The 26410-nt window shown below is 72.4% G+C and carries 16 protein-coding genes and 1 tRNA gene; 12 read left to right on the top strand and 5 right to left on the bottom strand.

The annotated features are described in order from the left end of the window. Nucleotides 1-384: 384 nt before the first annotated feature. Nucleotides 385-732, bottom strand: coding sequence for a DUF309 domain-containing protein (locus tag ACIPPS_RS09305; RefSeq protein ID WP_401428767.1), 348 nt, complete (start codon nt 730-732; stop codon nt 385-387). 262 nt (nt 733-994) lie between these two features. Here ACIPPS_RS09305 and ACIPPS_RS09300 point away from each other — a divergent pair. After that, a tRNA-Pro gene (locus tag ACIPPS_RS09300) sits at nt 995-1071 on the top strand. 73 nt (nt 1072-1144) lie between these two features. On the opposite strand, the gene ACIPPS_RS09295 is transcribed toward ACIPPS_RS09300, so the two are convergent. Next, on the bottom strand, nt 1145-2302 hold the full coding sequence (locus ACIPPS_RS09295; protein ID WP_401428764.1) for an agmatine/peptidylarginine deiminase: 1158 nt from the start codon (nt 2300-2302) through the stop codon (nt 1145-1147). A 298-nt stretch (nt 2303-2600) separates the two neighbouring features. Here ACIPPS_RS09295 and ACIPPS_RS09290 point away from each other — a divergent pair, with 298 nt between their 5' ends. The 3 genes from ACIPPS_RS09290 to ACIPPS_RS09280 all read left to right on the top strand — a co-directional run bounded on the left by ACIPPS_RS09290 (nt 2601) and on the right by ACIPPS_RS09280 (nt 5754). Next, nucleotides 2601-3182 carry a TetR/AcrR family transcriptional regulator gene (locus ACIPPS_RS09290; RefSeq protein WP_401428762.1) on the top strand — a complete coding sequence of 194 codons (582 nt, stop codon included), beginning with the start codon at nt 2601-2603 and terminating at the stop codon, nt 3180-3182. A 529-nt stretch (nt 3183-3711) separates the two neighbouring features. After that, complete coding sequence (locus ACIPPS_RS09285) at nt 3712-4881, top strand: mechanosensitive ion channel family protein (protein ID WP_401428760.1); 1170 nt, start codon at nt 3712-3714, stop codon at nt 4879-4881. A 96-nt stretch (nt 4882-4977) separates the two neighbouring features. Then, nucleotides 4978-5754: a beta-glucanase gene (locus ACIPPS_RS09280; protein WP_401428758.1), complete on the top strand. Its 777-nt coding sequence runs from the start codon at nt 4978-4980 to the stop codon at nt 5752-5754. Between the two features lie 3 nt (nt 5755-5757). On the opposite strand, the gene ACIPPS_RS09275 is transcribed toward ACIPPS_RS09280, so the two are convergent. Beyond that, on the bottom strand, nt 5758-7071 hold the full coding sequence (locus ACIPPS_RS09275; RefSeq protein ID WP_401428756.1) for an ROK family protein: 1314 nt from the start codon (nt 7069-7071) through the stop codon (nt 5758-5760). Between the two features lie 190 nt (nt 7072-7261). Here ACIPPS_RS09275 and ACIPPS_RS09270 point away from each other — a divergent pair, with 190 nt between their 5' ends. The 4 genes from ACIPPS_RS09270 to ACIPPS_RS09255 are packed head-to-tail and all read left to right on the top strand — an operon-like array spanning nt 7262 to nt 11891. Next, nucleotides 7262-8578, top strand: coding sequence for an ABC transporter substrate-binding protein (locus ACIPPS_RS09270; protein WP_401428753.1), 1317 nt, complete (start codon nt 7262-7264; stop codon nt 8576-8578). Nucleotides 8579-8603: 25 nt separating this feature from the next. Then, nucleotides 8604-9602, top strand: a complete 999-nt coding sequence (locus tag ACIPPS_RS09265; RefSeq protein WP_401428751.1) for a carbohydrate ABC transporter permease — start codon at nt 8604-8606, stop codon at nt 9600-9602. Between the two features lie 43 nt (nt 9603-9645). Further along, nucleotides 9646-10485 (top strand): carbohydrate ABC transporter permease, encoded by an 840-nt coding sequence (locus ACIPPS_RS09260; protein ID WP_401429551.1) that lies wholly within the window; start codon nt 9646-9648, stop codon nt 10483-10485. A 17-nt stretch (nt 10486-10502) separates the two neighbouring features. Then, complete coding sequence (locus ACIPPS_RS09255) at nt 10503-11891, top strand: GH1 family beta-glucosidase (RefSeq protein ID WP_401428749.1); 1389 nt, start codon at nt 10503-10505, stop codon at nt 11889-11891. Nucleotides 11892-12031: 140 nt separating this feature from the next. On the opposite strand, the gene ACIPPS_RS09250 is transcribed toward ACIPPS_RS09255, so the two are convergent. After that, the gene (locus ACIPPS_RS09250) at nt 12032-13051 is read right to left on the bottom strand and encodes a LacI family DNA-binding transcriptional regulator (RefSeq protein WP_401428747.1); all 1020 of its coding nucleotides are present in this window, start codon (nt 13049-13051) and stop codon (nt 12032-12034) included. A gap of 230 nt (nt 13052-13281) precedes the next feature. On the opposite strand from ACIPPS_RS09250, the gene ACIPPS_RS09245 reads away from it, so the two are divergent. The 4 genes from ACIPPS_RS09245 (at nt 13282) to ACIPPS_RS09230 (ending at nt 21390) form a co-directional block, all read left to right on the top strand. Next, nucleotides 13282-15471, top strand: a complete 2190-nt coding sequence (locus ACIPPS_RS09245) for a discoidin domain-containing protein (protein ID WP_401428745.1) — start codon at nt 13282-13284, stop codon at nt 15469-15471. A gap of 107 nt (nt 15472-15578) precedes the next feature. Next, nucleotides 15579-17765: a discoidin domain-containing protein gene (locus tag ACIPPS_RS09240; RefSeq protein WP_401428743.1), complete on the top strand. Its 2187-nt coding sequence runs from the start codon at nt 15579-15581 to the stop codon at nt 17763-17765. A gap of 36 nt (nt 17766-17801) precedes the next feature. Then, complete coding sequence (locus tag ACIPPS_RS09235) at nt 17802-18887, top strand: DUF1996 domain-containing protein (RefSeq protein WP_401428741.1); 1086 nt, start codon at nt 17802-17804, stop codon at nt 18885-18887. Nucleotides 18888-18951: 64 nt separating this feature from the next. Next, nucleotides 18952-21390 (top strand): glycoside hydrolase family 3 C-terminal domain-containing protein, encoded by a 2439-nt coding sequence (locus ACIPPS_RS09230; RefSeq protein ID WP_401428739.1) that lies wholly within the window; start codon nt 18952-18954, stop codon nt 21388-21390. Between the two features lie 14 nt (nt 21391-21404). Here ACIPPS_RS09230 and ACIPPS_RS09225 read toward each other — a convergent pair whose 3' ends face one another. Next, nucleotides 21405-26384: a hypothetical protein gene (locus tag ACIPPS_RS09225; RefSeq protein ID WP_401428737.1), complete on the bottom strand. Its 4980-nt coding sequence runs from the start codon at nt 26382-26384 to the stop codon at nt 21405-21407. Nucleotides 26385-26410: the final 26 nt, after the last annotated feature.

The raw sequence follows: 26410 nt of genomic DNA, 5'->3' as shown, positions 1-26410 counted from the left end.
ACCGGCGCCATCGCGTCCCCATCGAGCCGGCCCGTCGTGGTCGCCGGCCCGAACTACCCGCAGGCGCGACCGTCTTCGTCGCCTACGGCTCCGCCGACCGCGACGAGGCCCGCCACCGGTATGCCGACACCTTCGGCCTCACCCGGCCCGCGAGCCCGACCCGACACGACGGCTTCGGTCACGGCGCCCACGGGTGTCCGGGCTCCCCGCTCGCCCGCACCCAACTCCCGCTCGCCCAGGAGCTGTTCACCACTCGCTTCCCCGGCCTACGGCTGCGCGAGGACTGGGAGGTCTTGATGCCTCCGACCGACCCTGATCCACCGCGCGCCCGCGGAGTTGCCGGTCGCCTGGTCGCCTGGTGACCTACCCCTCCCGGGCGCCGCGTCACTCCCCGAGCAGGCGCGGTGCCTCGGCGGCGGCGTCCGTCACCTCGTCCGCACGGCCCGCCAACGCGCGGGCCCACCGGACGACTCCGTCGACATCGAGCCCGTACGGATCGCTCTGCCCGGAGATCCGCGCGGCACCCCGCAGCAGCAGCCGCGCACCGCCCGCCGCGTTGCCCCGTGCGGCGTGCGTGAGCCCCACCGCCAGCTGGGCGAGCCCCTGCCACAGGTCCCGTTCACCGGCGGGGCCGCTCTTCCAGGCGTCCTCGAAGACCTCGTGGGCATGGAACGGCATCCCCGCGTCGAGCAGCCGTTGTGCCTCCCCGACCGTCTCGGCCGGTGCCCTCACGACACCCTCCGGCTGTCTCGGCACCCCCTCGGCCCCGTACGGCAACGGCCGCCCAAGCCCGTCCCGGGGCCGCCCACTGCGCGCCCGCCCCTCGGTGTCCCGGTCCCTCGGCATCCTGTCCACCCGCCCATTCTCCCCCCGGCCCGTCCGGCCTGCGCGAACGCCTCCCGCCACGTGCCCGGGGGTGCGTCCCGCCGTCGCACGGAGTGAGGTAATGTTCTCTTGCACGACGCCACCGGGGACAAACCGGGGGCACGGGCACCGGGACGTGGCGCAGCTTGGTAGCGCACTTGACTGGGGGTCAAGGGGTCGCAGGTTCAAATCCTGTCGTCCCGACCATGCGGAAACGCAGGTCGGAGGCCGTATCGGAGAAATCCGGTGCGGCCTCGAACTCGTTGTGGGGCCGTCCGGGTCACCTCCCCGGCTGGTCGTGCGTCGCGCAGTGGATCCCACCGCCGCCGGAGGCGATGGTGTCGATCTGCACCTGGACCACGTCCCGGTCGGGGAAGTGCTCCTGGAGGATGGCCTTCGCCCGCGCGTCGGCCTTCCGGTCGCCGAACTTCGGCAGGAAGACGGAGTCGTTGGCGACGTAGAAGTTGGCGTACGTGGACACGAAGTCGTCGCCCTCGCCGGTGATCCTGTCGAGGTCGGGCTGCGGCAGGTCGATGATCTCGAAGCGCCGGCCCCGCGCGTCGGTCGCCCTGCTCAGGACCGAGCGTGCCTGGTCGGCCGAGCGGGACCAGGAGTCCGGGGGAGTGCCGGGGAAGGCCTGGTCGAGCAGGACCACGCCGGGAGCGGTGAAGCGGACGAGGCTGTCGACGTGCGCGTCGGTGATGTCCTCGCCACGGACGCCCGCGAGCCAGACGACCTTCTCCACACCGAGAGTCTCGACGAGTTCGTCCTCGATCTGGTCCCGGCTCTTCCCACGGTTGCGGTTGTCGTTGACGATCGAGCTCTCGGTGATGAGGAGCGTGCCCTCGCCGTCGGTCTCGAAGGAGCCCCCCTCGGAGACGAGCGGCGCCCGCTCGCGCGGGACGCCGTACCGGGCGAGCAGCGTGCGGCCCACCTGGGCGTCATGGGTGTGCTCCTGCTTCCCGCCCCAGCCGTTGAAGCGGAAGTCGACCCCGACGACCTTCCCTCCGTCCTCCACGAAGACGGGAACGGTGTCGCGTGCCCAGAGGTCGTCGACGGCGAGCGGGACGACCTCGACCTGGCTGCCGCAGGCCCGCTGGGCCACCGCCACCTGATCCGGGCGGGCCATCATCACGACCGCCTCGTACTCCCCGACGGCCCGCGCGATGCGGGCGATGTCCTCCCGTACGTACGGCAGATCGCCCTCCCAGACCGAGGCGAGCGCGGGCCAGGACATGAAGGTACGGGCGTGGCTCTCCCACTCGGCGCCGAAGCGACGCCCCCCGTCGGGGGCCGGAGTGCGGGCGGGAGCGGTGGCCGCGCCCCCGCGCACGGACTCCTCGGAGCGGCCGCACGCCGCGGCGCCGAGGCCGAGGGAGGCGCCGATTCCGGCGAAGGCGCGCAAGGCCGCGCGGCGGGAGGGGAGGAAAGGGGACACAACGTGCTCCGATCGTGGGCTGGCGAGATTACCGGCGGCGGTCGGCGGATCGCGGTGACGCGGCGCGGTGACGGAATCGAGGGCCTCGGCTTCATGCCGTCGGCGGGGCGCGGGGCGGCTTCGGCAGAGGTGTGAGTGGGGGTGGCCGTGCTCCCACTCTGGCACTGACTGAAATTTCAGTCAAATAGCGAGACGGCCGGCATACGCGGCCCGTGCCGCCGCCCGGCGCAGCAGCCCGGCCAGGTCGCCGAAAGGTGTGGCGGATGGAACGTCCGACCGTCCGGATAAAGTGCGACGCATGGCGTCTCGCAGTGCTCAGATCCTGGAAGCGGCCGCCCGGGTGATCGCCCGGCGCGGGGTCCGCGGCCTCCGCGTGGAGGAACTGGCGGAAGAGGCCGGGGTCTCCACCGGCCTGATCTACTACCACTTCAAGGACCGCACCGGAATCCTGCGTCACACGCTGGAGTTCATCAACGACCGCGCCGAGAGGTACACCACGGCGCAGGACGCGGAGGCGGAGCCGCTGAGCCCCCGCGAGGAGCTCGACCGGGTGCTGCTCCTGGAGCTCCAGGACGCCCCGGAGGTACGGGAGAACAGCACGGCCTGGGGCGAGTTGCGGGCGAGCGCCGTCTTCGACCCCGTCCTGCGGGAGGATCTCGCGAGGGCGACGCTGGTGTGGGTGCAGGAGGTCGCGGCGCTCCTCGGTCAGGTGCAGCCGCTGGCGCCGGCGGCGACGCTCGCGGCGGCGGCCGAGCGGCTCACGGCCCTGCTGGAGGGCCTGAGCATGCGCTGGCTCAGCGGTGGGCTCACCGTCGGCCACGCGCGCGTGCTGATGGCGGACGCCATCGAGGTGGAGCTCACCCGGCTGCGGCAGCCCTAGCCTCCGTAACCCCGTACTGCGCCCGCGGGGAGTCAAGGCGAGATGCGGCCCACTGGACTGACTGAAACGTCAGTCAGTGCCCTAGGCGAAGCAGGTACGCCGGTGTCGCCCGGGCCGTCGCCCGCCTAGAGCCCGTCACGACGGCCGCCCCGCCCGGCTTCGCCGAGGACGCTGCGCCCGCCTAGAGCCCGTCACGACGGCCGCCCCGCCCGGCTTCGCCGAGGACGCTCGCAACCGAGGCCTGAACAGACGAGGTGTCCTCGTCGCGGCAGGAGCGACCGCCGCAGGCGCCGCCCTCGCCACGACGACCCAGGGCTCCCCCCCCGGGCCGGGGCGGGCGGCGGCGGCATCCACTGCGTCACGCGGCAGCAGCCCGCCGTGTAGGCGCGGCCCGGGGGCCCGCCCTGCCACGTGCGTGCCGTGAGAACGGGCGGGCCCTCGTGCGGATGCCCGGGGTTTGCCGAGCGGATTGTCGGTGAGGCGAGGGAGACGGTCCTGTAGACACCTACGACTCATCGACTGAGGAGCCATGGAGAGCCTTCTTCGACTGGCGCTCGTGCTCGGCGGCTCGGCGCTCGTGACCTTCGCCGCCGTGCGGGTGGCCGACCTGCTGATGCGGCACGCGAACACCCGTCACCCCGAGACGCCACTCTGGGGTCTGCTGCGCAGGTGCCGCTCACCGCTGTACGTCGTCCTGTTCACCGCCCTGCTGAGGGGGAGCTACCAGGCGGTGGACTGGGCGCCGGTGCGGGACCACCGGGCGGTGATCGCCCACGTCCTGATGCTGTGTCTGATCGGTGGCGGCGCCTGGCTGGCGATACGGGTGGCGTCGGCCGTGGTGGAGTCGTCGTACGCCCGGTACGCCGGCCGGTCCCGCGACCCCGCCCGGCTGCGCCGGGTCCGTACCCAGGTCACGCTCATCATGCGCGTGGTCGCCGTCGCCGTCGGAGTGATCGCCGCCGCCGTGGCGCTGGTCACCTTCCCGTCCTTCCGCACCCTCGGCACCTCCCTGCTCGCGTCGGCCGGGATCATCGGCATCGTGGCCGGCGTCGCGGCGCAGTCGACGCTCGGGAACCTCTTCGCCGGCTTCCAGATCGCCTTCGGCGACATGGTGCGCATCGGCGACACCGTGGTGGTCGAAGGCGAGTGGGGGATCGTGGAGGAGGTGACGCTGACCTTCCTCGCCGTACGGACCTGGGACGAGCGCCGGGTCACGCTGCCCGTCTCGTACTTCACCTCCCGTCCCTTCGAGAACTGGTCGCGCGGCGGTCCGGAGATCACCGGAACGGTCTTCGTCCACTGCGACCACACGACCCCGGTCGCGTTGATGCGCGCCCACCTGCGGGAGTTCCTGGAGTCCTGCCCCACCTGGGACCGCCGGGGCTGGGACCTCGTCGTCACGGACACCTCGCCCACGGGGATCTCGATCCGCGCGCTGGTCACCGCCCGGGACGCCGACGACCTGTGGGCCACGCGCTGCGCGGTGCGCGAGGAGCTCGTCGCCTGGCTCGCCCGCGAGCAGCCGCAGGCGCTCCCGCGCGTCGCCACCGGACCGGTGCCGGGCACGCTGGCGGGGTGGGAGCCCGGCCAGGAGCCCGAGCCGGAGGAGGCGCAGGGGCCGGATCCGGAGCAGGCGAAGGAGCGGGCGCGGGAGGAGCGCAAGCGCAGGGAGCATCCGTCGCCGTCCTACACACGGTGACGAGTTCTCGCCACGAAGTTACTCTCCGTGCATGGCGGCTGTCGGTGAGGGCAGGAAACGAAGGCACGCACTTCCTTTCCGCACCGAGGAGCCGCCATGTCGCCGCCGCCCGGACCCCCGCCTTCCACACCGCCTTCCACCCCGCCTTCTACACCGCCTTCCACCCCGCCTTCCACGCCGCCTCCCGCCCCGCCCTCCACGCCGCCTCCCGCCCCGCCCTCCACCCCGCTCTTCACCGCGGACTTCGCATCGCGTGAGCAGTGGCTCGCGGGCCACTCGTGGGCGTATCCCAACGGCGGACCGGTCAACACCGCGGACAACAAACTGGACCACCTGGTGGAGGACCCCTCCTACAGCCGCTCGGGGGTCTTCCGCGCCACCCGTCGACCCGACGGGCTGTGGGACAGCGGACTGCTGACGACGGAGGGCAGCCCGCAGGCGTTCGAGGTGCGTGCGGGGGACGTGCTGGAGGCCCGGGTGCGGCTGCCGGAGGAGACCGGGGCCTGGCCGGCGATCTGGACCTGGCGGGACGGTGGGCAGGAGGTCGACGTCTTCGAGTACCACCCCGACAACCCCGACCTGCTCGAACTGTCCAACCGCGTGGCCGGCACCCACCGCTACCACCGCTCGCCGTCGGTGCGGCCCGGCGGCTGGATAGATCTGCGGACCGAGTTCGGGGCGCGGTCGGTGGTGTGGTGGCTGGACGGCGAGGAGGTCTTCGCCGACGGGCGCGGGGTCGGACCTTCCTGGCACGCCTACCTGATCGTCAACCTCTCGGTCTGCGCCGGTCGTTACCACCCGGCGCCGGACCGCTCGACGCGGGAGATGTCGTTCGAGGTGAGCGGGTTGGAGGTGTTCCGGGAGGGAGGGTGAGGGTCAGGACGTCACGCGGTGCTGGAGGGCCGGTTGCCAGGTCGGGACCGGGTCCTCCGGCGGGGACTCGGTGCGCCGGCCACCCCGGGCGAAGAAGGCCTCCAGGGGCAGGATCGCCGCGCCCACGGTGACGGCGTCCGGGCCGAGCGTCCCCAGCTCGATACGGGTCCGGCCGGCCGGGTAGCGCAGGGCGAAGGCGTTCGCGTGGGGCCTGACGGTCTCCAGGAAGCGGGAGCCCAGCTGGAGGCCCGCCCAGCCGCCGACGAGGATGCGTTCGGGCTGGAAGAGGTTGATCAGGTCGGCGAAGCCGGCGCCCAGGTACTCGGCGGTCTCCTCCAGGACGGCCAGCGCCGTCGCGTCGGGCTCCGCGTCCGAGCCGTCCGGCGGGTAGGCGGCGGCGAGCATCGAGGTCAGCGCCGTTTCCTCGTCCGCTCCCGTGGGCGGCCTGCCGCCCGCCTCACGCCAGCGGTCGAGGAGCGCCTCTGCCCCCGCGTACGCCTCCAGGCAGCCTTGGGAACCGCAGCGGCATCGGCGCCCCCTGACCCGTACGGTCAGATGGCCCCACTCGATCGCGCGGCCGGACCCCATGCCCTCGCCGATCACGCAGGCGCCGACACCCGAGCCGAAGAGCACGACGACGGCGTCGGCCACGCCGCGACCGGCGCCGAACCACATCTCGGCCTGGCCGAGCGTCTTGGAGCCGTTGTCGATGTGGTACGGCACGCTCTCGGGCACCGCGCCGGTCTCCCGGAGCAGCCGCTCCAGCGGGACGGCGTCCCAGCCGGTGGTCTGGCCGTGCACCACGGCGCCGTCCTCGGGCGTGTGCGCGACGATGCCGGGGACGCCGATGCCGACGCCGAGCAGGCGCTCCGCGGGCACGTCCGCCGCGCGCAGGACCTCGGTGATGCCGTCGCGCACGTGGTCGACGACGATGCCGATCTCGTACCGGCTGTGCGGGCCCGGGCCGTCGGAGGACAAGGGCCTTTCCACGCGGGCGAGTTCGGTCAGGGCGAGGTCGAAGAGCTCCACCCGGATGCGGGTCTCGCCGACGTCGATGCCGATCATGCAGCCGCTGGCCGGGCTGACGCGGAGCAGGGTGCGGGGGCGGCCGCCCGCGGAGTCGACGCTGCCGGCCTCCTCCACGAGGCCCTCGGCCAGGAGCTCGCCGACCACGTTGCTGACGGAGCCGGAGCTCAGCCCGGTCGCCGGGCCGAGCGTCAGACGGCTCTGCGGCCCGTCGAAATACAATCGTTGCAGGACCGCGGTGCGGTTCTCCCGCCGCAGGTCACGCACCGTACGGCTGCTCTTCGCTCGCACTCTGCCCCCTGTTCCAGAAGTCTCTGATCGCAAGATACCCCTGCCGGGGCCCTTGACGCGACCTTCTCTCGGTATTTAACTCACGTCCTAAATTAAGCCGGGAGGGTGCACGGGGCGAGCGTGGGACACGTTTCGCCCGCCCCACCTCCTCCCCGGACTCCGTCACTCCCCGAAAGGGCCTTGAGGAGCCATGCGCAGAATCAGAGCCGCGCTCACCGGTGCCGTCACCCTCTCCCTCGTCCTCACCGCCGCCGCCTGCGGAGGCGGCACCTCCGACGGTTCCGGCTCCAACTCCCAGCCGAAGACCCTCACCTACTGGGCCTCCAACCAAGGCTCCAGCATCGAGGTCGACAAGAAGGTCCTGCAGCCCGAACTGGACCAGTTCGAGCGGGAGACGGGCATCAAGGTGAAGCTGGAGGTGGTGCCCTGGTCGGACCTGCTCAACCGGATCCTCACCGCGACCACCTCCGGTCAGGGCCCCGATGTCCTCAACATAGGCAACACCTGGAGCGCCTCGCTCCAGTCCACCGGAGCCCTGCTGCCGTGGGACGACAAGCAGTTCGCGCAGATCGGCGGCAAGGACCGCTTCGTCGACTCCGCGCTCGGCTCCACCGGCGTCCCCGGCCAGGACCCCGCCGCCGTCCCGCTCTACTCCATGGCGTACGCGCTCTACTACAACAAGAAGATGTTCAAGGACGCGGGCGTCGAGAAGCCGCCCGCCACCTGGGACGAGCTGGTCGCCACCGGCAAGCGCCTGAGCAAGGACGGCAAGTGGGCCATCGGCGTCGAGGGCTCCAACCTGTCCAACAACATCCACCAGGTCTTCGTCCTCGGCAAGCAGCACGGTGCCGACTTCTTCACCGCCGACGGCAAGGCCGACTTCACCTCCGACGGGGCCGTCGCCGCCGTCAAGCAGTACGTCGACCTCATGGCCGTCGACAAGATCGTCGCGCCCGGCAACGCGGAGTACGCCCAGAACCAGTCGCTCAGCGACTTCGCCAAGGACAAGACCGCCATGGTCCTGTGGCAGACCCCCTCGCAGACCTTCGCCTCCCAGGGCATGAGCGAAGACGAGTGGGGCGTCGCCCCGGCGCCGGTCGCCTCCGGCGCACCCGGACAGGGCACCTCCGTCAACTCCATGGTCGCCGGCATCAACATGGCCGTCTTCAAGAACACCAAGAACCTCGACGGCGCCACGAAGTTCGTGAAGTTCATGACCAGCGACGACGAGCAGAAGATCCTCAACCAGGCCTACGGATCCGTCCCGCCGGTCAAGGCCGCCCAGCAGGACCCCGCGTTCGGCGGCCCCTCGCTCAAGGTCATCCGGGACACGCTCGCCACCAGCGCCTCCGCCCTGCCGCAGGTCCCCGAGGAGTCCCAGTTCGAGACCGTCGTGGGCACCGCGGTCAAGCAGCTGTTCGCCGACGCCGCCGCCGGCCGCCCCGTCACCACCGAGTCGGTGAAGGCCGCGCTCGAAAAGGCCCAGCAGCAGATGCCGAAGAAGTAGGCACGGAAGTAGCCACGGACCACTCATGACCTCAACCGTCACGCCCCAGGCAGGGCCGCGGACGGTGCGGAAGACCCCGCCCGGAGAGGCGCGCACCCCGCGCCGTCGCTCCGGGCGGCTGCGCCGCATCTCGCTGCCGTACCTGCTGCTCCTGCCCGCCCTCGCCCTCGAACTCCTCGTCCACCTCCTGCCGATGCTCATCGGCATCGCCATGAGCTTCAAGGAGCTCACCCAGTTCACCATCCGCACCTGGGGCGACGCGCCCTGGACCGGCCTGGAGAACTACACGCTCGCGATCGACTTCGACGCCCCCGTGGGCCAGGCCCTGCTGAAGTCCTTCGTGACCACGTGCCTGTTCACCGTCGCGTCCGTCGGACTGTGCTGGCTGCTCGGCACCGCGGCCGCGGTCTTCCTCCAGGAGACCTTCCGCGGCCGGGGCCTGCTGCGCGCGCTCTTCCTCGTGCCGTACGCCCTGCCGGTCTACGCCGCCGTCATCACCTGGGCGTTCATGTTCCAGCGCGACAACGGGCTGATCAACCACGTCCTGCACGACCAGCTCGGCATCGGCGACAGCCCCGCCTTCTGGCTCATCGGCGACAACAGCTTCTGGGCCCTGCTCATCGTCTCCGTCTGGAAGGGCTGGCCGTTCGCCTTCCTCACCGTGATGGCCGGCCTGCAGAACATCCCGCGCGAGCTGTACGAGGCCGCCGCCCTGGACGGCGCCGGGGTGTGGCAGCAGATCAGGCACATCACCCTGGCCTCGCTCCGGCCGGTCAACCAGGTCCTCGTCCTCGTGCTGTTCCTGTGGACCTTCAACGACTTCAACACGCCGTTCGTGCTCTTCGGCAAGGCGGCGCCCGAAGCGGCCGACCTGATCTCCCTGCACATCTACCAGTCCTCGTTCCAGACCTGGAACTTCGGCACCGGCTCGGCGATGTCCGTGCTGCTGCTGCTCTTCCTGCTCCTCGTCACGGGCGTCTACCTGCTGATCACCAGCCGAGGAAGGAAGTCCGGCGATGTCTGACCTCGCCCCGCGCGCCGCCCGGCGACGGGCCCCGCGCTCCCCGATGGCCGCGCCCCGCTCCTTCCTCTGGACCCGGCGGATCTTCCTCACCCTGCTCACCGGCTTCGTCCTGCTGCCGGTGTACGTGATGATCTCCAGCTCCCTGAAGCCGCTGGAGGACGTCTCGGAGAAGTTCCAGTGGATCCCCTCCGGGATCACCCTGCGGCCCTACGTCGACATCTGGGAGACCGTCCCGCTCGCCGACTACTTCGTGAACTCCCTCGTGGTGGCGGGCGCGGCGACCGTGTGCTCCGTGGTGGTCGCGGTCTTCGCGGCGTACGCGGTCAGCCGCTACGGCTTCCGCGGCAAGCGGGTCTTCACCGTGACCGTGCTGTCCACGCAGATGTTCCCCGGCATCCTCTTCCTGCTGCCGCTGTTCCTCATCTACGTCAACATCGGCAACGCCACCGGGATCGCGCTCTTCGGCTCGCGCGGCGGCCTGATCCTGACGTACCTGACCTTCTCGCTGCCGTTCTCCATCTGGATGCTGATCGGCTACTTCGACTCGATCCCCCGCGACCTCGACGAGGCGGCCAAGGTCGACGGCTGCGGGCCGCTCGGCGCGCTGTTCCGGGTGATCGTCCCGGCGGCGATCCCGGGCATCGTCGCCGTCGCCGTCTACGCGTTCATGACCGCGTGGGGCGAGGTCCTCTTCGCCTCCGTGATGACCAACGACACCACCCGCACCCTCGCCGTCGGCCTCCAGGGCTACGCCACCCAGAACGACGTGTACTGGAACCAGGTCATGGCGGCCTCCCTCGTCGTCAGCGTCCCCGTCGTCGCCGGCTTCCTCCTCCTCCAGCGCTATCTCGTCGCCGGCCTCACCGCGGGTGCGGTCAAGTGACGCTCGATTCCCCACCGATGTCAGAGAGGTCCTCCGTGTCCGACTCCACCGACGCCCGCACGCTCGACCTGAGCGCCTTCCCCGCCGGTTTCTCCTGGGGCACCGCGACCTCCGCCTACCAGATCGAGGGCGCCGTCGCCGAGGACGGCCGTGGCCCGTCCATCTGGGACACCTTCTCCCACACCCCGGGCGCCATCGACAACGGCGACCACGGCGACGTCGCCTGCGACCACTACCACCGCTGGCCCGAGGACATCGCCCTGATGCGCGACCTCGGCGTCGACGCCTACCGGCTGTCCATCGCCTGGCCCCGCGTCCTGCCGGCCGGCGACGGCCCCCTCAACGGGCCGGGCCTGGACTTCTACGACCGGCTCGTCGACGGCCTCCTGGCCGCCGGGATCACCCCGTCGGTCACCCTCTACCACTGGGACCTGCCCCAGGCGCTCCAGGACCGCGGCGGCTGGGCCGAGCGGGAGACCGCCGAACACTTCGCCCGGTACGCCGGCATCGTCGCCGCCCGCCTCGGCGACCGGGTCCCCCAGTGGGCCACCCTCAACGAGCCGCTCTGCTCGGCCTGGATCGGCCACCTCGAAGGGCGCATGGCCCCCGGCCTGACCGACCTCACCGCCGCCGTCCGCGCCTCCTACCACCTGCTCCTCGGCCACGGCCTGGCCACCGAGGCCGTCCGCGCCGCCGCCCCCACCGCGCGGGTCGGCATCGTCACCAACCACTCCACCGTCGCGCCCGCCTCCACCCGGCCCGAGGACATCGCGGCCGCCACCCGCATGGACGGCCACACCAACCGCTGGTGGCTCGACCCGGTGTACGGCCGCGGCTTCCCCGCCGACATGCGCGAGCTGTACGGCGTCGAGCTGCCCGAACGGCCGGGCGACCTCGCCACCATCGCCACCCCGCTCGACTGGCACGGCGTCAACTACTACTTCCCGGTCACCGTCGCCGACGACCCCGCGGGACCCGTCCCGTACGCCGCCGAGGTGCGCCTGCCGGACGTGCCGCGCACCGGGATGGACTGGCAGATCGACGGCGACGGGCTCGAAGCCCTCCTGCTGCGGCTCACCGACGACTACGGCGCCCGGCAGCTGTACGTCACCGAGAACGGCTCCGCCTTCCCGGACCGCGTCGGTCCGGACGGGACGGTCGACGATCCCGAGCGGACGGCGTACCTGGAGGAGCACGTGGCCGCCTGCGCCCGCGCCGTGCGCAAGGGCGCGCCGCTCGCCGGCTACTACGCGTGGTCCCTGCTCGACAACTTCGAATGGGCCTACGGCTACGACAAGCGCTTCGGCCTCGTCCACGTCGACTACGCCACCCAGCGGCGGACCGTGAAGGGGAGCGGGCGCCGGTACGCGGACATCATCCGCGCCCACCGGGGCCTGACCGACTGACCGGTCCGCGACCCGGGGACAGGCCCCCGCCGGGGGGCGGGAGCCCGTCCCCGGGCCACCGGCACCGAGGGCGGCAGGCCTCTCCCGTGGCCATCGGCGCGGAGGGAGGGAGCCTGTCCCCGGGCGCCTCCGTGCGCCGCTCAGGACGAGTCGCGTACGAGGAGTTCGGGTTCGAAGACCAGCGAGGCGGGTTCCGCGACCGTGCCCTGAAGGCGTTCGGTCAGCAGCTCCGCCATCGCCGCGGCCATCCGTTCCACCGGCTGCCGTACGGTCGTCAGGGCCGGGCGGCAGGCCACCGCCGCGCTCGAATCGTCGAAGCCGACGACGGAGACGTCACCCGGGACCGTCCTGCCTCGCTCGCGCAGGTACTGGCAGGCGCCCTGGGCCATCAGGTCGTTCGCGGCGAAGACACCGTCGAGGTCCGGGTGCTCGCGCAGCAGACGCGCCATGGCCTGGGCGCCGCTCTCCACGGTGAAGTACCCCTCGGTCGACGGCGGCTCGGGGATCCCGGCCGGTGCGAGGGCCTCGCGGAAGCCGCGCAGCCGCTCACGCGCCGCGGGCAGGGTCTGCGGGCCGCAGATCGTCACGATCCGCCTGCGCCCGCGCGCGAGCAGGTGCCCGGCCGCGAGGCGGGCGCCTTCGGCGTTGTCGAGGTCCACGTGGTTCACCCGCTGCTGCCCCGCGGGCCGGGCGAAGTGCACCGCCGGGATCCCGGCCTCCGCCAGCATCCCGGCCAGCGGGTCGTCCGCCTGGACCGACACCACCAGGGCGCCGTCGGCGCTGCCCTGCCGCAGATACGCGACGACCTGCTCCCTGGCCGTCCCGGACTCCGCGAGGAGCAGCACCGGATGGATGGCGCGGGCGCGCAGGAAGCCCAGCGCCCCGTCGACGACCCGGCCGAAGAACGGGTCGGAGAAGACGCGCGCCGTGAAGGTCTCGCCCGCCCCCGACAGGATCAGCGCGACCGCCTCGGTGCGCCGGGTCACCAGCGACCTGGCCGCCAGATTGGGCGCGTACCCGGTCCTGTCGATCGCGCGCAGGACGGCCTCCTGGATGCCCGGGTCGACGTTGCGGACCCTGTTCACCACCCGTGACACGGTCGCCCGTGACACCCCGGCCTCGCGCGCGACGTCTTCCAGCGTCGGTCCCCTTCTGCCCACACCGCACCTTAACGCCCCCTCCCCCTCCGCATTCCGGTGCCCGGCGTCCCGCCTCCCGGGGCGGTCCGTCCCCGCCTTGTCGGCAGCCTCGCGGCATCAAACCCCTTACATGCGCGCAGACTTAAGGCAAGTCGAAAGAAAAGTCGTGTCAGAGTTATTGACCGTCAGATTCGGGGCCGTGCAGGGTGTCGGAGAGCGCTCTCCCGCCCGTTCCCTTCAAGGAGCCCCGCATGTCTCCCCTTGGGCAACACCCACCCCTCACCCCGCGCAGACGCGGACCCGCGACCGCCCGGCGCGGCATCGCCGCGGCCGTGGCCACGGCTCTCGCCGGCGCGCTGCTCGCCCTGACCCCGGCCACCGGCGCACAGGCGGCGCCCCTGCCGGTCTCGCAGGGCAAGCCGGTCACCGCCTCCAGCGCCGAGCAGGGCGGCACCACCGCCGCCGCGGCCGTCGACGGCGACCTCGGCACCCGCTGGTCCAGTGCCTTCTCCGACAACCAGTGGCTCCAGGTCGATCTCGGCGCGCCGACCGCGCTCTCCCGGGTCGAACTCCGCTGGGAGGCGGCCTACGCCAAGGCGTACCGCATCGAACTCTCGACGAACGGAACCGACTGGACGACCGCCCACTCCACGACCACCGGCGCCGGCGGCACCGAGGTCGTCACCCTCTCCGGCACGGCACGCCACGTCCGCCTGCAGGGCGTCACCCGGGCCACCGGATACGGCTACTCGCTCTGGGAGTTCCAGGTGTACGGCACCGACGGCGGCCCGGTGATCCCGGGCGGCGGCGACCTCGGGCCGAACGTGCACGTCTTCGACCCGTCCACGCCCGGCATCCAGGCCAAGCTGGACGAGGTCTTCCGGCAGCAGGAGTCGGCGCAGTTCGGCCCCGGCCGGCACGCCTTCCTCTTCAAGCCCGGCACCTACAACGGGCTCAACGCGCAGATCGGCTTCTACACCCAGATCGCCGGTCTCGGGCTGCGCCCCGACGACACCTCGATCAACGGTGACGTGACCGTCGACGCCGGCTGGTTCAACGGCAACGCCACCCAGAACTTCTGGCGCTCCGCCGAGAACCTCGCCCTCAACCCGGTCAGCGGCACCAACCGGTGGGCGGTCTCCCAGGCCGCCTCCTTCCGCCGCATGCACGTCAAGGGCGGCCTCAACCTGGCGCCCAACGGCTACGGCTGGGCCAGCGGCGGTTACATCGCCGACAGCAAGGTCGACGGCCAGATCGGCAACTACTCGCAGCAGCAGTGGTACACCCGCGACAGCTCCATCGGAGGCTGGTCGAACTCCGTCTGGAACCAGGTCTTCTCCGGCGTCGAGGGCGCCCCGGCCACCGGCTTCCCCGAGCCGCGCTACACCACCCTCGACACCACCCCGGTCTCCCGCGAGAAGCCCTTCCTCTTCTGGGAGGGCGGGGAGTTCAAGGTCTTCGCGCCCGCCAAGCGGACCAACGCGCGCGGCACCACCTGGGCCAACGGCGCTCCGCAGGGGACCTCGATCCCGCTGAGCAAGTTCTACGTCGTCAAGCCGGGCGCCACCGCCGCCACGATCAACGCGGCCGTCGCCCAGGGCCTGCACCTGCTCTTCACCCCGGGCGTCTACCACGTCGACCGCACCATCGAGATCAACCGGGCCGACACCGTCGTCCTGGGCCTCGGGCTCGCCACGATCATCCCGGACAACGGCGTGACCGCCCTGCGCGTCGGTGACGTCGACGGCGTCCGGCTGGCCGGCTTCCTCATCGACGCCGGACCGGTCAACTCCCCGACGCTCCTGGAGGTCGGCCCCCAGAACGCCTCGGCCGACCACGCCGCCAACCCCACCACCGTGCAGGACGTCTACATCCGCATCGGCGGGGCCGGCGCGGGCAAGGCGACCACCAGCATGGTCGTCAACAGCGACGACACGATCATCGACCACACCTGGGTCTGGCGCGCCGACCACGGCGAGGGCGTCGGCTGGGAGACCAACCGGGCCGACTACGGCGTCCGCGTCAACGGCGACGACGTGCTCGCCACCGGACTGTTCGTCGAACACTTCAACAAGTACGACGTGGAGTGGTACGGCGAGCGGGGTCGCACGATCTTCTTCCAGAACGAGAAGGCGTACGACGCCCCGAACCAGGCCGCCATCCAGAACGGCTCCACCAAGGGGTACGCCGCCTACCGCGTCGACGACTCGGTCACCACCCACGAGGGCTGGGGCCTCGGCAGCTACTGCTACTACAACGTCGACCCGACCATCCGCCAGGCCCACGGCTTCAAGGCCCCGGTCAAGCCGGGCGTGAAGTTCCACAGCCTGCTCACCGTCTCGCTCGGCGGCAACGGCCACTTCGACCACGTCATCAACGACATCGGGGCGCCCACCGCCGGCAGCGACACCATCCCCTCGACGGTCGTCAACTTCCCCTGACCCACCCGCCGGTGCCCGCCGTGCCGCACGGCGGGCACCGGCCCCCCAGGCCCCCCAGGCCCCCCACGCCCCCTCGGGCACACCCATCCAGCGTCCCTGGAGCCGCCATGCCACGCACCGTCCCCCCGTCCGCGCCCCCGCACCCACGCGGACCGTCCGTCCGAGCGGCCTCGCTCGTCACCCTCGGCGCGCTCCTCGCGTCGTCCCTGGCCCTGGCGGCGGCGCCCGCCGCCGGCGCCGCCGAGACCCTGCTGTCGCAGGGCCGCCCCGCCACCGCCTCGTCCAGCGAGGGCGCCGCCTTCCCCGCCTCCGCGGCCGTCGACGGCGACCTCACCGGCACCCGCTGGGCCAGCGACCGCAGCGACCCGCAGTGGCTCCAGGTCGACCTGGGGCGCAACGTCACCCTCAGCCGTGTCGTCCTCACCTGGGAGGCCGCGTACGGCAAGGACTACGCGATCCAGGCCTCCGACAACGGCACCGACTGGCGCACCCTCAAGACCGTCACCGGCTCCGACGGCGGCACCGACGAGGTCGCCGTCACTGGCACGGGACGGTACGTCCGGATGCTCGGCGCCCAGCGGGCGACCGGCTACGGCTACTCGCTCTGGGAGGTCCGGGTCTACGGCGACGAGGGCGGCACGCAGCCGCCCGCCGGCGGAGCCGTCCGCGTCACCGGCGGCCAGGGCGACTGGCGGCTCACGGTCGGCGGGCAGCCCTACACGGTGAAGGGCCTCACCTGGGGTCCCGCCATCGCCGACGCGGCCCGCTACATGCCGGACGTGCAGTCCATGGGCGTCAACACCATCCGTACCTGGGGCACCGACGCCGGCACCAAGCCCCTGCTCGACACCGCCGCCGCGCACGGCATCAAGGTCGTCAACGGCTTCTGGCTCCAGCCCGGCGGCGGCCCCGGCTCCGGCGGCTGCGTCAACTACGTCACGGACACGACGTACAAGAACACCATGCTCACCGAGTTCGCCCGCTGGGTCGACACGTACAAGACGCACCCCGCCACGCTCATGTGGAACGTCGGCAACGAGTCCGTCCTCGGGCTGCAGAACTGCTACTCCGGTACGGAGCTGGAGGCGCAGCGCAACGCGTACACGACGTTCGTCAACGACGTCGCCAAGCGGATCCACCAGATCGACCCCGACCACCCCGTCACCTCCACCGACGCGTGGACCGGCGCCTGGCCCTACTACAAGCGCAACGCCCCCGACCTGGACCTGTACTCGATGAACGCCTACGGCGACATCTGCGGTGTGCGCCAGGACTGGGAGGAGGGCGGCTACAACAAGCCGTACATCATCACCGAGACCGGCCCGGCGGGGGAGTGGGAGGTCCCCGACGACGCCAACGGGGTGCCCGACGAGCCGACCGACGTCCAGAAGGCCGACGGCTACACGGCGGCGTGGAACTGCGTCACCGGCCACCAGGGCGTCGCCCTGGGCGCCACCCTGTTCCACTACGGCATCGAGCACGACTTCGGCGGCGTCTGGTTCAACCTGGTCCCCGACGGCCTCAAGCGGCTCTCGTACTACGCGGTGAAGAAGGCGTACCGAGGCAGCACCGCCGGCGACAACACCCCGCCGGTGATCAGCGGCATGACCGTCACCCCGTCCGGGAGCGCCCCGGCCGGCGGCGAGTTCACCGTCCGCGCCGACGTCCGCGACCCCGACGGCGACCCGCTCACGTACAAGATCTTCCTCAGCGGGAACTACGCCAACGGCGACAAGCGGCTCGTCGAGGCACAGTGGCGCGCCACCGGCAACGGCACCTTCGCCGTCACCGCTCCGCAGAAGCTCGGCGTGTGGAAGGTGTACGTCCAGGCCGAGGACGGCCGCGGCAACGCCGGCATCGAGACCAAGTCCGTCAAGGTCGTCGCCCCGCCGGTCAGCGGCACCAACCTGGCCCTGAACCGGCCCACCACCGCCTCGTCCTCCCAGGCCTCCTACGGCGACTGCCCCTGCCCGCCGCAGAACGCCACCGACGGCAACGGCGCCACGCGCTGGGCCAGCGACTGGAGCGACCCGCAGTGGATCCAGGTCGACCTCGGCTCCGTCCGCTCCGTCCGGCGCCTCCAGCTCGTCTGGGACCCCGCCTTCGCCCGGGCGTACGAGGTCCGGGTCTCCGACGACGGCGCCACCTGGCGCACCGTCCACACCACGACCACGGGCGACGGCGACGTGGACACCGTCGACGCGGCGACCACCGCGCGGCACGTGCGGCTCCAGCTGACCGCCCGGGGAACCGGCTGGGGCTACTCGCTCCACGAGTTCGGCATCTACGGCTGAGGCACCTCCACCCTCACTCCCACCCAGGAGAACCCCATGAGAACGCGATCGAGATCCCTGTCCGCCGTCTTACTCGCCGTGGCGCTGGCCACCACCGCCCTGGGTGCCGGCACCTTCGCCGCCGCCTCCGACGGCGGCGGGCAGGCATCCTCCCACGCGACGTCGGCGCACGCCGGACACACGAAGGCACTGGCCGCCCAGCCGACCGCCGACGACCCCGACGGCGACGGGTACATCCCCGCCGTCCCGGCCGTCACCGGCGTGACGCCGTCCACGGCCACCCCGCCGCAGGCCTACTTCCACGAGTTCCAGGCCAACTGCTCCGTCACGCACACCGCCCCGGACGACCCGATCGTCTACCCGGGCCAGCCCGGCAGGTCCCACGACCACACGTTCATGGGCAACACCTCCACCAACGCCGCGAGCACCACCGGCACGCTCTACGGAGGGACCACCACCTGCAAGGCGCCCGCGGACGCCTCCGCGTACTGGATGCCCTCGCTCTACAAGGGCGAGCAGAAGATCCTGCCCGTAGGCCCGCAGGTCATCTACTACAAGGCCGGCGTCACCGACTACCGCAGTGTCCGTCCCTTCCCCAAGGGGCTGCGGTTCGTCGTCGGCAACCCGATGCAGAGCGCCCAGGAGTTCCGCGGCCACAAGGGCTTCGTCGAGGGCTGGGAGTGCGGTGACAGCTTCTTCAACACCGACATCCCGGCGAGCTGCCCGAGCCGCCCCGACGTGCAGCTCAACCTTCGCATGCAGGCGCCCAGCTGCTGGAACGGGCTGTACCTGGACACGCCCGACCACCAGAGCCACATGGCGTACCCGGTGGTCAAGCCCGGCACCAACGACAACATGTGCCCGGCCTCCCACCCGGTCGCCCTGCCGATGGTCGAGTTCAAGATGGCATGGCCGGTCAACGGCGACATGAGCCAGGTCCGCCTGGCCAGTGGCCGCGGCTACTCCTTCCACTACGACTTCTTCAACGCGTGGGAGGAGCGCACCCTCAAGGCGATGGTCGACCACTGCATCGTGGGCGGCCTCCAGTGCGACCCGCGCGGGTACGACCAGAACAACCCCGGCCGCGGCGCGGTCCTGAACGCGGAGTACCGCCTGCCCTGACCGGGCGGCCGCCCCGGGGCCCGGCCCCGGGGCGGAACACATCACACGAACCCGAGGGTGGGGGATGAACGACGAGGACCTCGACCGCCTGGTCGGGAAGCTGAGCACCGGACAGAAGGTCCGCCTGCTGACCGGCGCCACCACCTGGCGCACCGCCGCCGAACCGGCAGTCGGACTGCGCCCGGTCGTCACCTCCGACGGCCCGGCCGGGGTCCGCGGCGAGGCGTGGGACGAGCGGAACCCCTCCGCGCTGCTGCCCTCGGCGTCGGCGATCGGCGCCCTGTGGGACGAGGAGCTGACCGAGGAACTCGGCGGCCTCCTGGCCCGCGAGGCGATCCGGAAGGGCGTCGACGTCGTCCTCGCCCCCACCCTCAACCTGCACCGCACACCGCTCGGCGGCCGCCACTTCGAGTGCCTCTCCGAGGACCCCGAACTGGCCGGCCGCACGGGCGCGGCGCTCGTCCGCGGCATCCAGGCCCACGGCGTGGCAGCCACCGCCAAGCACTACGTCGCCAACGACTCGGAGACCGACCGGCTCACCGTCGACGTACGCGTGTCGGAGCGGGTGCTGCGCGAGGTGTACCTCGCCCCCTTCGAGGCGGCCGTCGCGGCCGGCGCCTGGGTGGTCATGGCGGGCTACAACGGTGTCAACGGCTCCACCATGGCGGCCAGTCCGCTCCTGACCGACCCGCTGAAGACCGACTGGGGCTTCGACGGGGTGGTCCTCTCCGACTGGGGCGCGCTCCGCTCCGTCGACGAACCCGCCCGCGCGGCCCTCGACCTCGCCATGCCGGGGCCGGGCGGCCCCTGGGCGGAAGGGCTCCTCCAGGCCGTCGAGGACGGCCGGGTGCCGGAGGCGGCCGTCGACGCCAAGGTACGGCGCCTGCTCCGCCTGGCCTGGCGGGTCGGGGCGCTGGAGGCGCCGGAGCGCCCCCGGAACCCGCCCGCGTCCGCCCCCCGCCCCACCCGCGCGCTGCTGCGCCGGGCGGTCGCGGCGAGCTCCGTCCTGCTGCACAACCGGGACGTGCTCCCGCTGGACCCCGGCCGACTGACCTCCGTCGCCGTGATCGGCACGCACGCCGCGCACCCCCGACTTCAGGGCGGCGGCAGCGCCGGAGTCTTTCCCGAAGCGGCGGTCACACCACTGGACGGCATCCGCGCCCGGCTGCACGGGAGAGCCAGGGTCACCTACGCCCCCGGCCCCGCACCGCACGCCCCACCGGCCCCGCTCGGGGTCGACCGGTGCCGAGACCCCGCCTCGCGCCGGCCCGGCGTGCTGCTGCGGCTCCTGGACGCCGACGGCCGGGAACTGGCCGCCGAGCACCGGCTCTCGGGCCGCCAGCTGGAACCCGACCTCGTCCCCGGCGCGCACACGGTGGAGATCAGCGCGCTCCTGACGCCCGAGACCTCGGGGACGTGGACCTTCGCCGTCGGCGGCTTCGGCCGGATCTCCCTGACCGTCGACGGACGGACGGTGCTGGACGGCGACTTCCCGCAGGACGTCGACGACCCGGCCGTGGTCCACGTCAACCCGCCGCTCAGGCCCGCCCGGGCGACGCTCCGCGCGGGGCAGGTGGCCCACCTGGTGGCCCGGCGCGAGCTGGTGCCCGGCGCGGGCCGCGCCACGATCGTCGCCGCCGCCCCGCCGGAACCCGACGCGACGGTCGCGCTCACCGCCGCGGTCGAGGCGGCCCGCGCCGCCGACGCCGCGATCGTGGTCGTCGGCACGACGGAGCACGACGAGACGGAAGGGTACGACCGCGCCGACCTGCGTCTCGCCGAGCCGCAGAACACCCTCGTACGCGCGGTGGCGGCGGCCAACCCCCGGACGGCCGTGGTCCTGAACAGCGGCGGCCCGGTCGAACTCCCCTGGCGCGAGGAGGTGGGGGCGCTGCTGCTCAGCTGGTTCCCCGGCCAGGAGGCCGGGACGGGTCTCGCCGACGTCCTCCTCGGCGCCGCCGAACCGGGCGGGCGGCTGCCCACCACCTGGGCCGCCTCCCTGACCGACGTCCCCGTGTCCACCACCCGGCCGGTCGACGGCCGCCTCGCCTACACGGAGGGCCTGCACATCGGCCACCGGGCCTGGCTGCGCTCGGGCCGCGCGCCCGCCTACTGGTTCGGGCACGGCCTCGGCTACACCACCTGGGAGTACGACGCCGTCCACGCCCCCACCGACAGCCCCGCGGGCGCCCCCGTCACCGTCCACGTCCGGCTCCGCAACACCGGCCCCCGGGCCGGCCGCGAGGTCGTCCAGATCTACCTCGCCCGCCCGGACTCGCGGTTCGACCGTCCGTCCCGCTGGTTCGCGGCCCACACCACGGTCCACGCCGCCCCGGGCACCGGCGCGACCGCCACCGTCCGAATCCCGGCACGGGCCTTCCGCCACTGGTCACGGCAGGCCGCCGCCTGGCACACCGAACCGGGCCCGTACGAGGTCCTGGTGGGACGCTCGGCCGGCGACATCCGCGCCCGGACGTCCGTCACGGTCCACGACGAGCCCTGACCGGCCCCCCACCCCTACAGGCCGAGACCTCCGTTCGGGGTCGGCCCGGGCGGCGGGGGCTTGGGGCAGAGGCGGTTCACCGCGGCGCGCAGTTCCGGCTCGCAGGGGTGGTGGGAGAGGCCCGGGCCCTCGATCCGCTCCCGGAGGCGCGGGGCGATCAGCGGGCTCGCGAAGTAGTCCCGCAGGACCGGGGTGGTGTCCGCCTCACGGGCGAGCAGGGTGACCAGCTCCGGGCTCGCCGAGGTGGCCTCGTGCCAGTGGGTGTCGAGCGGTCCGCCGGCCGGCAGCAGACCGGCGCGCGCCGCCGCGATCAGCACCCGGCCGGTGTCCTGGGGATGCCACTGCTGGTCGCCGGTCCGCTCGAAGCAGTCCACGGCCTCCGCGACCGTCCTCTGCGACCACTCCGAGCGGGGCAGCCAGGTGGCCGCCCAGGCCACGGCGGACGTATGGGCCACGATACGGGTCGGCAGCGCCGGGACCACGTCCGGGAGGTGGCGCTGTGCGGAGCACTCGTGGAGCGCCTGCGCCGCCCATCCGATGCCCAGCCAGTGCGCCTCCGCGTCCACGACCAGATGGCGCCCCGCCACCTGCTCGATGTGCCGCCCCACCGCCTGGGCCAGCGAATCGGCGGACCGGTTCGCCCGGTGGATCACCTTGAGGAGCTTGCTCCCCTGGTGCAGCCCCAACGCGCTCGCCAGGACGTCGACGTTCAACCCGAGCACGTGGTCGAGGATGTCGTGGAACGCCTTGTGCGCACCGGTCAGCCACAGGGCCTGGAGCAGTCCCGGGATCTCCTGCATGTCCGACCGCAGCGTCAGCCGGAGCCGGTTGATCAGCCGGCCGACGTTGACGCTCGCGGCCAACTGCTCACCCCACTGCGGCTCCCACATGTGGGCGAGCGTCAGCATCTCCGTCACCGCCCGCGGGCTGGCGAAGAGATGCATCGTGGACTCCAGCCGATTGGCGACCAAGGTGTGCATCCACTCGGTCTCCTCGGTCCGGTTGGTCACCCCGAGCCGGGCCAGGGCGCGCCCCACATGGCCCTGGGTCAACGGGTCCTGCTCGAACTTGAAGGCCTCGACCAGTGTCAGCCAGCGCCGCCGTTCGTCCCGCAGGGCCGCGAGTTCCGCCGTGCCCAGGCCCGGCTTGCAGCGCTCCACCTCGCTCAGCAGCTCCGCGGTGAGGGGCGGATGCACCACGCTGCGCAGGACGAGTTCCCGCAGATGGGACAGGTCCTGCCCGCCGTGCGGCCGACTCAGGCTGTCCACCGTCGTCGCCGCCTCGCTCGGATCCAGCGTGCGGAGCTGGCCGAGCGTGGTGGTGAAGGCACCGATGCTCCGGCCGACCTGAAGCCGCTCGGCCCAGTCCCAGTGGGGGTGCTCCTCCCCGAAGTAGTGCAGGACGACCCGGTTCGCACCGACCGTGCCACCGGCCCGCAGGGTCGCCGCCATCACATGGAGCCGCTGCGCGACGCTGCTCGCACTGCTCCGGAGCGGGGCGCGTACGGCCTTGTTCATCTCGAGCCGCTTCGCGTAGTCCACGCCGATGTCGGGGACGAGCGCGAGCCCCAGCCGGTGGGTGTGCACCATGCTCTCCGGGTCCAGGCCGACCTGCGACATCCGGTCGCACAACACCTTACGGTCCAGGCGCTTGGCCAGTTCCTGGAGGAACGTCTGACCGAAGTACTCGTCCTGGATGAGGAGCATCGCCAGACGCGGGCCCCAGGGCCGTGCCGTGCCGCGCTGGGCATGGATGCTGGAGACGACCAGCGAGAGCGCCCCCTCCTCGATGTCCTGCCGGTAGTCGGCGCCCGCCTCCCACAGCCCGCGCAGCAGGTGGTAGACGATGGCGGGCCGGCGCTCCCGCCGCATGACGTTCTCGACGAACTCCTGGCCGATCTCGGAGGCGAGGAGGTAGCTGAACCGCTCCTTGGTGGCGCAGTACAGGTCGTCCACCCGGCTGACCGCGCTGAGCAGCATGCCGGCGCCCCGCGCGTCCTCGAAGCCGCGGACGGTCTTGGCCAGTTCACGGGCGAGACCGGCGTCCGCGATCAGGTCGCCGTCCCGGTTCTCCTGGTACAGCAGCGTGCGCAGCGTGCCGCCGTGGATGTTGCGGACGGTCGAGATGAGGATGGCCGCCTCGGCGGGCGGCGCCGCCTTCACCACGGGAACCAGGGTGCGCCCGAACTTCAGGTGGTTGAGCAGCCGGTTGCAGAGCCCGCGGTTGCTCTGCGCCAGATCGAACAGCGCCTGGCTTATCTGGATGGCGTCCGAGTGCGCCAGAGCGGCCTGGAGCTGCGACTTGTACTGCTCGATGATCTGGTCCCAGTCCCGAGGGCCGTCGAAGTGCAGGCGCAGCGAGATCCAGGAGAGGATCGCGGCGAGGGACCGGTCCTTGGTGGGCGCGGAGTTGATGAGGAACTGCGCGGGCTTGACGAGCGGGCGCAGCGCCGACGCCGGATTGTCCTGCCGGGCCTGCCGCGACCGGGCGAAGATCAGATCGTCCATGCGCCGTACGGCGATGAGGTCCCGGTGGTTGGCGGGATCGGCGTCACGGACCAGGAGGTCGGTGCGCTGCTCGAACCAGTCGCAGACCGTCGCCGTCGGAGTGGTGCCCTCGCCCGCGAGCTTGAGCAGGGCGTTGACGAGGTGGTACCGGTCGGTGAGGCTGGAGGGCCGGCCGAGGACCGCGTCCAGGCCCCGCGCGCCGACCCACGCGACGAGGTCCGCCAGCACGCTCTGGTCCAGGCGGAACTCGTCGTCCCACAACGCCGTCAGCCCGAAGGTGAGGTCACGGACCGTCAGGTCGTCGACCTGCGTGAGGCGTTGCAGTACGGCGGGCAGGGCGGCGGCGGTCCAGTCGGCGTCACTGTTGCGCCGGCACAGCCGCAGCACCGCCAGGGCCTTGCGCGGATGCGCGGTGGCCGCCCAGTCCCTGATCGCCTCCCGGACCGACGTGAGTTTCAGCAGCTGTTCGAGCCGTCCGGAGGCGTAGGCGGCGCACTTGCGCAGCAGCGCGTCCAGCCGCGGCTGGTTGTCGTCCCGGAGGAGGCCCAGGACGTACGGTTCGAGATGGTTGGGGAAGGCGTCCAGGCCTCGGGGGCTCGCGGTGGCGAGCAACGCCTCGGCCCGCACGGTGCTGGGGATCCTCGCCAGCCCGTGGTGGACGACGACGCCGAGAGCCCGACGCGTCTCCTCGGGAACGGCCCGCACCTGCGCGAGCGGGACCCCGTCGTCCAGCCACGACACCGCGGCCAGCAGATACACCGCGGCGCGGGCCTCGGCGTCGAGGGCGTCACAGACGGCCTGCGCCCGTGCCCGTACGAGGTCGGCGCCCAGGCCCCGCTCCGGAAGCGACCCGGCGGAGGCCGGCTTGGCGTCGGGTTCCTCGCGCAGCAGCTCGCCCAACAGGCGGAGGTCCCCGTGGCACGCCTCGACGGCCAGGCCGACGGCCGCCGTGTCGTCGGCGCGGACCCGGTACTCGCCGGGAGCCTGGCGGATCATCCGCCGGGCCAGGTCGGGGACCTCCTCGGGCGGGACCAGCGTGACGTAGGCGGTCACGCCGTGGTTCTCCCAACGGGTGGTTGCCCCGTCGACGTAGCGCGTCAGCGCGAGCACGCCCACCTTGAGCTCGCCCAGGCACTCCAGGGCCTCGCCGATGTTGCCGTCCTCCAGGGCGTGCAGGTCCTCCAGGACCACGAGCACCTTCCGCCGTCGGGTGTCGAGGCCGGTGGCGGTGAGCGCGGCCCGGACCACGGGCAGCAGGTCGCCGTCCGAGGGCAGCTGACGGCGGTCGGGGGACAGGACGACGGTCTGCCAGCCGGCGCCCTCCAGCTTCCGCACCACCTGCTGGGCGCACACCGTCTTGCCGCTGTTGCGGGGGCCGGACTGGATCACCCGGGACAGCGGCCGCTGGTGGTACCGCTTGAAGAGGAAGGAGGACTTGTCCACGTCGACGAGCCGCTCGTCGGCCGGACCGCTCCACCCCGACGCGGAGTCGCCGGTGGCGGTCGCGTGGAGGACGCGCCACTCCTCCTCTTCGAGGATCCGCGCCGCCCGGCGGCCCACGGCGGCGTGCCACTGCTCGCCCCAGAGCAGGCGGACCGCTCCTGACAGGGTCGGTTCGGGGTCGGACTCGACGGTGCCGGCCCGGTGCAGCCGCCAGCCGTCGGTGTCGCGCCACAGGACGTCGAGCCCGGCCGCGGCGGCGGCGACCATGGCCTGCTCGATCTCCGTGGGCGGCAGCCACTCACCGTCCTGCGAGATGCCCGCCAGAGCGAGCACCCCCAGGGCGCCGAGGTCCGGCAGACCGCCCTCGGCGGCGATCCAGGACAGGGCGACGGCGGCCGGGACGGAGTCCGGTGCGACCGTCGAGGGGCTGAGGACGTACGGGGCGTCGAGCCGGGGGTGGAGCTCGGTGGAGCGCCTGGCGCCCACCGTCGCCACGAGGGGCCGTGCCGCGTGCAGCCCGCGGTCGATCGCCGCAGGATCGGGGAGCGGCGACGCGGGCGGGGTGCCGTCGCGTGGCGCGAGCACGACGTCCGCGCCGGCGATGACGTACCAGTCGTCCACCGGCGCCAGCAGCAGGGGCACCCCGCCCACCGGCGTCGGCCGGGGCAGGTCCACGCCGGCTGCTGCCACCCGGTCGGCCCGGGTCACCAGCTGGTCGAGCTCGGCCAGCAACTCGCCGTCGAGCTCGCCGAGGAGCTCGCCCAGGTGGGTGGCGCCCGCGTCCGCGTACTCGAAGAGCAGCGCCCCGGGGCCGATCGGCCTTCGTTCCTCCGAGAAGTCGAAGGGACGTCGAGGCAGCGGGATCTTCTTGTCCAGGGACCTCTGCCCGAGGTCGAGGACCATCCGGAGCCGGGACTCCACACGGACCGGGTCGGCCGATGTCGCCGTCAGGTCCGTGGCCAGCGCATGGAGCGCCATGTGCAGTTCATGGGTCAGGGACGAATCCTTGCTGACAGCGGACGAGATCACGTTCTCATGGCTCACACTCGACTCCTCGACTCCCCGTGTGC

This window comes from Streptomyces sp. NPDC090127 (assembly GCF_044746945.1).
Classification (GTDB): domain Bacteria; phylum Actinomycetota; class Actinomycetes; order Streptomycetales; family Streptomycetaceae; genus Streptomyces.
The sequence above is the reverse complement of the archived record's forward strand: the minus strand, read 5'-3'. Positions and strand labels throughout refer to the sequence as shown.